The 8,115-nt window shown below is 40.2% G+C and carries 11 protein-coding genes and 1 pseudogene; 9 read left to right on the top strand and 3 right to left on the bottom strand.

Annotation, left to right across the window (positions count from 1 at the left end; translation table 11 throughout):
• From ACLNCN_RS02015 to ACLNCN_RS01995, 5 genes and pseudogenes are all read left to right on the top strand, one after another.
• Window positions 1-144 (top strand): annotated as a pseudogene (locus ACLNCN_RS02015) (alpha/beta fold hydrolase); the annotation flags it as partial.
• A gap of 97 nt (window positions 145-241) precedes the next feature.
• The gene (locus tag ACLNCN_RS02010) at window positions 242-1,030 is read left to right on the top strand and encodes an alpha/beta fold hydrolase (protein WP_261033960.1); all 789 of its coding nucleotides are present in this window, start codon (window positions 242-244) and stop codon (window positions 1,028-1,030) included.
• Window positions 1,031-1,060: 30 nt separating this feature from the next.
• Entirely contained in the window at window positions 1,061-1,579 is a 519-nt protein-coding gene (gene rimM / locus ACLNCN_RS02005) for a ribosome maturation factor RimM (RefSeq protein WP_001105892.1), read from the top strand.
• Window positions 1,569-2,288, top strand: coding sequence for a tRNA (guanosine(37)-N1)-methyltransferase TrmD (gene trmD / locus ACLNCN_RS02000; RefSeq protein WP_409003202.1), 720 nt, complete (start codon window positions 1,569-1,571; stop codon window positions 2,286-2,288). The genes rimM and trmD overlap by 11 nt, the downstream gene beginning before the upstream one ends.
• An 11-nt stretch (window positions 2,289-2,299) precedes the next feature.
• Complete coding sequence (locus ACLNCN_RS01995) at window positions 2,300-2,638, top strand: ATP cone domain-containing protein (RefSeq protein ID WP_001196038.1); 339 nt, start codon at window positions 2,300-2,302, stop codon at window positions 2,636-2,638.
• A 30-nt stretch (window positions 2,639-2,668) separates the two neighbouring features.
• On the opposite strand, the gene ACLNCN_RS01990 is transcribed toward ACLNCN_RS01995, so the two are convergent.
• Window positions 2,669-2,989: a hypothetical protein gene (locus tag ACLNCN_RS01990; RefSeq protein WP_409003203.1), complete on the bottom strand. Its 321-nt coding sequence runs from the start codon at window positions 2,987-2,989 to the stop codon at window positions 2,669-2,671.
• A 98-nt stretch (window positions 2,990-3,087) separates the two neighbouring features.
• Here ACLNCN_RS01990 and ACLNCN_RS01985 point away from each other — a divergent pair, with 98 nt between their 5' ends.
• Complete coding sequence (locus tag ACLNCN_RS01985; protein ID WP_000807437.1) at window positions 3,088-3,303, top strand: YdbC family protein; 216 nt, start codon at window positions 3,088-3,090, stop codon at window positions 3,301-3,303.
• A gap of 53 nt (window positions 3,304-3,356) precedes the next feature.
• On the opposite strand, the gene ACLNCN_RS01980 is transcribed toward ACLNCN_RS01985, so the two are convergent.
• Both ACLNCN_RS01980 and gor read right to left on the bottom strand, forming a co-directional pair.
• Window positions 3,357-3,893: a biotin transporter BioY gene (locus ACLNCN_RS01980; RefSeq protein ID WP_261011205.1), complete on the bottom strand. Its 537-nt coding sequence runs from the start codon at window positions 3,891-3,893 to the stop codon at window positions 3,357-3,359.
• Between the two features lie 197 nt (window positions 3,894-4,090).
• Entirely contained in the window at window positions 4,091-5,437 is a 1,347-nt protein-coding gene (gene gor / locus ACLNCN_RS01975; protein WP_261011206.1) for a glutathione-disulfide reductase, read from the bottom strand.
• Window positions 5,438-5,727: 290 nt separating this feature from the next.
• On the opposite strand from gor, the gene ACLNCN_RS01970 reads away from it, so the two are divergent.
• The 3 genes from ACLNCN_RS01970 to ACLNCN_RS01960 form a co-directional block, all read left to right on the top strand.
• A complete protein-coding gene (locus ACLNCN_RS01970) occupies window positions 5,728-6,936 on the top strand; it encodes an efflux RND transporter periplasmic adaptor subunit (protein ID WP_261011233.1) in 1,209 nt (402 codons plus the stop codon).
• Window positions 6,920-7,621 (top strand): ABC transporter ATP-binding protein, encoded by a 702-nt coding sequence (locus ACLNCN_RS01965; RefSeq protein ID WP_173876019.1) that lies wholly within the window; start codon window positions 6,920-6,922, stop codon window positions 7,619-7,621. Before ACLNCN_RS01970 ends, ACLNCN_RS01965 begins: the two co-directional genes overlap by 17 nt.
• 1 nt (window position 7,622) lies before the next feature.
• Window positions 7,623-8,115 (top strand): ABC transporter permease (locus tag ACLNCN_RS01960; RefSeq protein WP_424844522.1); only part of this gene is annotated, 493 nt, incomplete at its 3' end.

The raw sequence follows: 8,115 nt of genomic DNA, 5'->3' as shown, positions 1-8,115 counted from the left end.
ATGATCTACGATGGTATCATTGCCTTAAATCCCAATGCGCGTCAAGTAACGATTTCAGATAGTAAACACCAACCGATGAATGACCATCCTAAAGAGTTTAATCAGCTTATTGGTGAATTTTTTGAAGAAGTAGTAGGCCCGTAAGATAGGAACTATCCAACTTGTGAAAATCTCTGTAACGTGATAAAATAAAGGATAAGGATTTTTAATAATTCATTATATAGAATGAGTGGATTTCTTTATGAAGAGGTTTGAAGTATCTACAGAAATTGGTAGTCTCTCTGTTACTTATCAAAAGCAAAAGAAAATGCTAGTTTGTTTAAGTGGCGCAGGTTTGCTACCAAGTTATGAAAATTTTTCACTTATACTTGAAAAACTTCCTCCTACAATTGGTTATTTGACTATTGATTTTCCGAACACAGGTAGGAGTCCGATTCATGACCAAGCTGGAAAAAATCTAGATAATCTTGCAGATGCGGTTTATGAAGTATTTGAAGAATTAGGGATTTCTGAATATATACTTTGTGCACATAGTTTGAGTGGAATTTTAGCTTGCAAATTGCTCAACAAACCAATTAAGTGTCATGCTTTAGTAGCAATTGAACCGACAACTAAAAACGTCATGTTTGCTGATTTTTCAGAAAATCCTTATCCAGAAATGGAAGAGCAGATGAGGCTGATTGAGGAGTGTGGTCCTAAACTTTATTTTAAGAACTTAACTCAAGCCACATTTAGCCCTGAAACTAATAAAGAAATCTGGGAATTAATGCAAGAAAAAGGTTCAGAGTTGGAAAATCAAGATACAGGATTTCAGATATCTGGAGAGATTACTGAGGAAGATTTTGAGAATGTATCGATAGAATCTCATGTCCCTGTATTTATTTTTTGTCAGCCTTATAGAGAAAAAGAGTACAGAGAATCAGAATATTGGACTTCCAATACTAAACTCATTTTAGGAGGGAATCACCATTATTTACAATGGTCAGAATCAGAAAAAATTGCGACTATTATTCGAGAATTGTCAGAATAAGATGGAAAGAAATAGACTACAGGAGACAAGATGAACTACTTTAATGTTGGGAAAATCGTCAATACGCAAGGATTGCAGGGTGAGATGAGAGTCTTGTCTGTGACGGATTTTGCAGAAGAACGGTTTAAAAAAGGTGCTGAGCTGGCCTTGTTTGATGAAAAAGATCAGTTTGTTCAAACAGTGACCATCGCTAGTCACCGTAAACAGAAGAACTTTGATATTATTAAATTCAAAGATATGTACCATATCAATGCTATTGAAAAGTACAAGGGATACAGTCTCAAGGTTGCTGAGGAAGATTTGAATGACCTAGACGATGGTGAATTCTACTATCACGAGATTATCGGTTTGGAAGTATATGAGGGTGATAACTTGATTGGAACCATCAAGGAAATCCTGCAACCAGGTGCCAACGATGTCTGGGTGGTCAAGCGAAAAGGCAAGCGTGACTTACTCTTGCCTTATATTCCACCAGTGGTTCTCAATGTTGATATTCCAAATAACCGCGTCGATGTGGAAATCTTAGAAGGGTTAGACGATGAAGATTGATATTTTAACCCTCTTTCCAGAGATGTTTTCTCCGCTAGAGCACTCAATCGTTGGAAAGGCTCGTGAAAAAGGGCTCTTGGATATCCAGTATCATAATTTTCGAGAATATGCTGAAAAGGCCCGCCATGTCGACGATGAGCCCTATGGAGGCGGTCAGGGGATGTTGCTGCGAGCACAGCCTATTTTCGATGCCTTTGATGCTATTGAAAAGAAAAATCCGCGCGTCATTCTCCTCGATCCTGCTGGAAAGCAGTTTGATCAGGCTTATGCTGAGGATTTGTCCCAAGAGGAAGAGCTAATCTTTATCTGTGGGCACTACGAGGGTTATGATGAGCGCATTAAGACCTTGGTGACAGATGAGATTTCCTTGGGCGACTATGTCTTGACTGGTGGAGAGTTGGCGGCTATGACCATGATTGATGCTACGGTACGCCTGATTCCAGAAGTGATTGGCAAGGAGTCTAGCCACCAAGATGATAGTTTTTCTTCAGGCCTTCTTGAATACCCTCAGTACACACGTCCCTATGATTATCGAGGAATGGTCGTGCCAGATGTATTGATGAGCGGACACCATGAAAAGATTCGTCAGTGGCGATTGTATGAGAGTTTAAAGAAAACCTACGAACGCAGACCGGATTTGCTTGAACATTATCAACTGACAGCAGAAGAAGAAAAAATACTGGCAGAAATCAAAGAAAACAAAGAATAAAGGAGATACCTATGCAAGTAATCAAACGTGATGGAGAAATTGCTGAATTTAATCCAGATAAGATTTACCAAGCTATCTTAAAAGCAGCTCAGACTGTCTATGTATTGACAGATGATTTGCGTCAAAACCTTGCACAAGTCACTAAGAAAGTGGTTTTGGATTTGGAAGAAGCCAAGGTGGAACGTGCTACCATCAGCATGATTCAGTCTTTGGTTGAGCATCGTTTATTGGGTGCAGGTTACATTACTATTGCTGAACACTACATTTCCTATCGTCTACAACGTGACTTGGAAAGAAGTGGTTATGGAGATCATATCGCGGTTCATTTACATTTTGAACAAATTCGCTAAGAAAAAAGAGTGGGATGAAGCAACTACATCTCACTCTTTCTTAAATCTATTTTTTTGGGCTGTTTGGACGGTTGAAGGGACAAAGCGAAGGCGTTGAATATCGCTTATGCGGATAATACGGGTCACATTTTTGGCAAAATTTTTCACGATAATTTGCTGGCGTTGCTGATCGTATTTGATGATATCACCTGTAAAGCTTGTCTCAGACAAGATAAGGTGAACAGCAGTTTGTTTCTGGATAGCCTCTTCAATAGTGGCTGTAAGGGAGTTGGTTTCAGTATGGTCTGGTTGGTCATGTCCATTTAAAAAGTCATGTATTTTATCTAAAACTTGCTGGAATTTATGTCTCATAGTGGCCTCCCTTCTTTTATATCAATATTATATAAAATTTTCCTAAAATCTACAAGATTTTACGAATAATCAGATGAAAGCTAAAAAAGGAGAAGAAAATGGCAGAATTTACATTTAAAATCGAAGAGCACTTGTTGACTCTTTCTGAAAACGAAAAAGGTTGGACCAAGGAAATCAACCGTGTGAGCTTTAATGGTGCCCCTGCAAAGTTCGATATTCGTGCTTGGAGCCCAGACCATACTAAAATGGGCAAAGGGATTACTCTCTCCAATGAAGAATTTCAAACGATGGTGGATGCCTTTAAAGGCAATTAAGTTTTCAAAATGAAAGAAAAGGATATTGAGTCATGACAACTCGATATCCTTTTTTAGTTAGCAAAGTAAGCCTGATTTTTAAGGCGTTGAAATAATGGACGGCTAATAAAACTAATAGCCAGAAGTTTACCAAGGTCTGGGATGATAAAGGGAAATACCCCCACAATAAGAGCTTTTTCAAATGCCATTCCAGCTAGGAAATGCAAGCTGAGAATCCCTCCGACAAAGACAAGGGCATCACCCAAGAGGTTTGCAAGAAAAATATTGACAATCCCACTCTTGCTGTTGGTTAGAGAGGAAGTAAGTCCAGAGTAAACGAGATAAAACCAAAGATAGCCTGCAGTGGGGCCAACTAAAGCCTGAAAACCAGCTCCACCTCCTGCAAAGACAGGAAGACCGATAGCGCCTAGAAGAAGATAGAGTCCAACAGAAAGTACAGCCTCTCTCGGTCTGAAGACAGTAGCAATCAAGCCGATTGCAAAGTTTTGAAGAGTGAAGGGAACGGGTCCAATTGGAAGACTGATTTGTGCCAAAACAGCAATGAGAGCAGCCCCAATAGCAGGGATAGCATAAACGTGAGCTTTTTTCAAAATAGTTAACCTCTTTTCTAATGTATAGTAACTATTATACTCGAAGAGGAATTATTGTCAACCTATTTATAAATTCAAGGTAACAAAAACTGTAACGGCCGATTTTGCTCACTAGTTAAGTTGGATAATTGTTTTGTAGATTTGTAAGACATTAAAAAAAGAAGCAGACACATTTGTATCAGCTTCTTTTGTTTCGATTAACGCATGGTTACAAATTCTTCGGATGCAGTTGGGTGAATCGCCACAGTTGCGTCAAAGTCAGCCTTGGTTGCTCCCATTTTGATAGCAACAGCAAATCCTTGAATCATTTCATCAACGCCGTAGCCAATTCCATGAAGTCCGACAACTTTTTCTTCTGAACCAGCTGTGATCAATTTGAAACGGGATTCTTGTCTATTGCTAGTAACGGCAGAGTACATAGATGCAAAGCTTGATTTGTAAACCTTGATTTGGTCTTGACCATATTCTTTGATAGCTTGTTCTTCTGTCAAACCAACAGTTCCGATAGCAGGGTGTGAAAAGACGACAGTTGGAATAGTTGTGTAGTCCATTTTAGCAGTTGTTTTTCCGTTAAAGAGACGCTCAGATAATGTACGTCCAGCCTTGATAGCAACTGGAGTTAGTTCTTTTTCGCCTGTCACATCACCTAGAGCGTAGATTCCCTCAACAACAGTATTTTGGTATTCATCTACTTGGATAAAGCCACGTTCGTTCAGAGTCACTCCAGCTTTTTCAAGTTGCAAGCCCTTAACGTTTGGACGGCGTCCTGTAGCCCAGATAACTTGGCTAGCTGTGTGACTAGTACCATCTTCGAAATGAATGGTAATGCCCTCAGCAGTTTTTTCTAACTTGGCAGGGACTTTGTGAGTATGAAGTGGCAAGTTTGTTCTTTCCATTTCCTTTACCAAACCTTCAACGATGTAAGAATCAAAACCACGTAAAGGACGATCGCGGCGAACAAAGAGGTCTGTCTTGACACCAAAGGTGTGGAGTACGCCAGCCAATTCAACGGCAATATAACCCGCGCCTAGAATAGCAACTGACTCTGGCAATTCTTCCCAAGCAAATACATCATCAGAAGAGCCACCTAGCTCAGCACCAGGAATATTAGGAATACTTGGATGAGCACCAGTCGCAATCACGATATGCTTGGCACGAATGAGTTCACCATTTACGCTGACAGTATGAGAATCTACAAATTCAGCATGACCTTCAATCAAGTCTACACCGTTGCGTTTAAAACTGCCATCATAAGAAGAACGAGCGCGATCAATGTAGGCTTCACGATTACGACGTAGGGTTGCAAAGTCAAAGTTAAGATCAGTAGTCTTAAAGCCGTAGTCTTCTCCAAATTGATGGAAAGTCTCAGCAATTTGTGCCCCGTACCACATGATTTTTTTAGGAACACAACCTACGTTGACGCAAGTTCCACCTAGTTTCTTTTCCTCAATAACGGCTGCTTTAGCTCCGTGTTCACCAGCACGGTTCATGGTAGCAATTCCTCCGCTACCTCCACCGATAGCAATGATATCGTATTCTCTCATTGAAAACTCCTTTATACTCTTTTAAATAGTAGAGTGTCATTTTTTGATAGTCATATTCTATCTTTTTTTTGATTTGATTGCAAAAATCTGCTACGTTCAAAAAAATTAAAGAAAAGGCTTGCAAAAAGGAAAAATAAAGTGTATTATATAACTAGTACAATGGTAATAAAAATAGATTCCGAACAATAATCAAATCCCGAAATGTCATTATTTCGTTCTGAACTGTTATTGTTTATATATGGTAATTTTTGTATAATATTGTTAAGGACTTTAAATCAAAAAGGAGTTTCATTATGAAGAAGAATCGTAAAGCTAAAAAGTGGCAATTGTATGCAGCAATCGGTGCTGCCAGTGTAGTTGTATTGGGTGCTGGGGGGATTTTGCTCTTTAGACAACCATCTCAGACCGCTGTAAAAGATGAGCCTACTCATCTTGTTGTTGCCAAGGAAGGAAGCCTGGCGTCCTCTGTTTTATTGTCAGGGACAGTAACAGCAAAAAATGAACAATATGTTTATTTTGATGCTAGTAAGGGAGATTTAGATGAAATCCTTGTTTCTGTGGGGGATAAGGTCAGCGAAGGGCAGGCTTTAGTCAAGTACAGTAGTTCAGAAGCCCAGGCGGCCTATGATTCAGCTAGCCGAGCAGTAGCTAAGGCAGATCGTCATATCAATGAACTCAATCAAGCACGAAATGAAGCTGCTTCAGCTCCGGCTCCACAGTTGCCAACGCCAGCAGGAGGCGAAGGAGCTGCAGGGCAAACTCCAGCTCCAGTCTCAGGAAATGCAGTGTCATCTATTGATGCGCAACTAGGTGATGCTCGTGATGCTCGTGCAGATGCAGCAGCACAATTAAGTAAGGCTCAAAGTCAGTTGGATGCCATGACGGTTCTCAGTACCTTAGAGGGAACTGTGGTCGAAGTCAACCGTAATGTTTCTAAATCTCCAACAGGAGCTAGCCAAGTAGTCGTTCATGTCGTAAGTAATGAAAACTTGCAAGTTAAGGGGGAACTATCTGAATATAACCTTGCCAACCTCTCTGTAGGACAAGAAGTAACCTTTACTTCTAAAGTTTACCAAGATAAGAGCTGGACTGGTAAGATTAGCTACATTTCTGACTACCCTAAAAACAATGGTGAAGCAGCAAGTGCAGCTACTGCCGCAGCAGGTGGTAATTCTGGTTCTAAATATCCATATACCATCGATGTTACAAGTGAAATCGGTGACTTGAAACAAGGATTCTCAGTAAGTGTTGAGGTGAAGAACAAGAGTAAAGCCATTTTGGTTCCTCTAACAAGTGTTGTGACTGAAAATGATAAGAACTATGTCTGGGTACTTGACGAGCAGAAAAAGGCCAAGAAAGTGGAAGTTGGTTTGGGCAATGCTGATGCAGACAACCAAGAAATCACTTCAGGTCTGACAAATGGAGTCAAGGTCATCAGTAACCCAACGTCTTCTCTAGAGGAAGGAAAAGAGGTGAAGGCTGATGAAGCAACTAATTAGTCTAAAAAATATCTGCAGAAGCTACCGTAACGGTGACCAAGAACTGCAGGTTCTCAAAAATATCAACCTAGAAGTGAATGAGGGTGAATTTGTTGCCATCATGGGACCATCCGGTTCAGGTAAGTCAACCCTCATGAACACCATTGGGATGTTGGATACACCAACCAGTGGAGAGTATTATCTTGAAGGCCAAGAAGTGGCTGGACTTGGTGAAAAACAACTAGCCAAAGTTCGAAATCAAGAGATTGGATTTGTTTTTCAACAGTTCTTTCTCTTGTCTAAGCTTAATGCTCTTCAAAATGTAGAATTACCCTTAATTTACGCAGGAGTTTCGGCTTCAAAACGTCGCAAGTTAGCTGAGGAATATCTAGATAAGGTTGAATTGACTGAGCGTAGTCACCATTTACCTTCGGAATTATCTGGTGGTCAAAAGCAACGTGTCGCTATTGCGCGTGCCTTGGTAAACAATCCTTCTATTATCCTAGCGGACGAACCGACAGGAGCCTTGGATACCAAAACAGGTAATCAAATCATGCAACTATTGGTTGAACTAAATAAAGAAGGAACAACCATTATCATGGTAACGCATGAGCCTGAGATCGCTGCTTATGCCAAACGCCAGATTGTCATTCGAGATGGAGTTATTTCATCTGATAGTGCTCAGTTAGAAAAGGAGGAAAACTAAGATGCAGAATCTGAAATTTGCCTTTTCATCCATTATGGCCCACAAGATGCGTTCTTTCTTAACCATGATTGGGATTGTTATCGGTGTTTCCTCAGTTGTTGTGATTATGGCTCTAGGTGATTCCATGTCTCGTCAGGTCAATAAAACCATGACCAAGTCACAGAAGAATATTCATGTTTTTTTCTCGCCAATTAAAAGTAAAGATGGTTCTTTTACCCAAAAACAATCAGCTTTGACAGTTTCTGGGAAAGAAGAGGAAGTTTTTGTTGAACCACCAAAACCTCAAGAAGCTTGGGTCAAGGAAGCTGCTAATCTCAAGGGAGTGGATAGCTACTATTTAACCAACTCGACGAATGTTACCTTAACCTATAAGGATAAAAAGGTCGAACACGCTAACATGACAGGTGGAAATGTCACTTATATGGATGCGGTCGAAAATGAAATCATTGAAGGTCGTGGTCTTAGAGAGCAAGATTATAAAGATTTTGCAAGTG

This window comes from Streptococcus sp. CL8.13 (assembly GCF_049737895.1).
Note: the sequence above shows the minus strand (reverse complement) of the source record. Positions and strands in the feature narration are given on the sequence as shown.

What these genes read in the sequence shown, in the direction of transcription:
- ACLNCN_RS02010 (WP_261033960.1), top strand. Translation starts at nt 242, where the DNA reads ATGAAGAGGTTTGAAGTATCTACAGAAATTGGTAGTCTCTCTGTTACT.
- rimM (WP_001105892.1), top strand. Translation starts at nt 1,061, where the DNA reads ATGAACTACTTTAATGTTGGGAAAATCGTCAATACGCAAGGATTGCAG.
- trmD (WP_409003202.1), top strand. Translation starts at nt 1,569, where the DNA reads ATGAAGATTGATATTTTAACCCTCTTTCCAGAGATGTTTTCTCCGCTA.
- ACLNCN_RS01995 (WP_001196038.1), top strand. Translation starts at nt 2,300, where the DNA reads ATGCAAGTAATCAAACGTGATGGAGAAATTGCTGAATTTAATCCAGAT.
- ACLNCN_RS01990 (WP_409003203.1), bottom strand. Translation starts at nt 2,989, where the DNA reads ATGAGACATAAATTCCAGCAAGTTTTAGATAAAATACATGACTTTTTA.
- ACLNCN_RS01985 (WP_000807437.1), top strand. Translation starts at nt 3,088, where the DNA reads ATGGCAGAATTTACATTTAAAATCGAAGAGCACTTGTTGACTCTTTCT.
- gor (WP_261011206.1), bottom strand. Translation starts at nt 5,437, where the DNA reads ATGAGAGAATACGATATCATTGCTATCGGTGGAGGTAGCGGAGGAATT.
- ACLNCN_RS01965 (WP_173876019.1), top strand. Translation starts at nt 6,920, where the DNA reads ATGAAGCAACTAATTAGTCTAAAAAATATCTGCAGAAGCTACCGTAAC.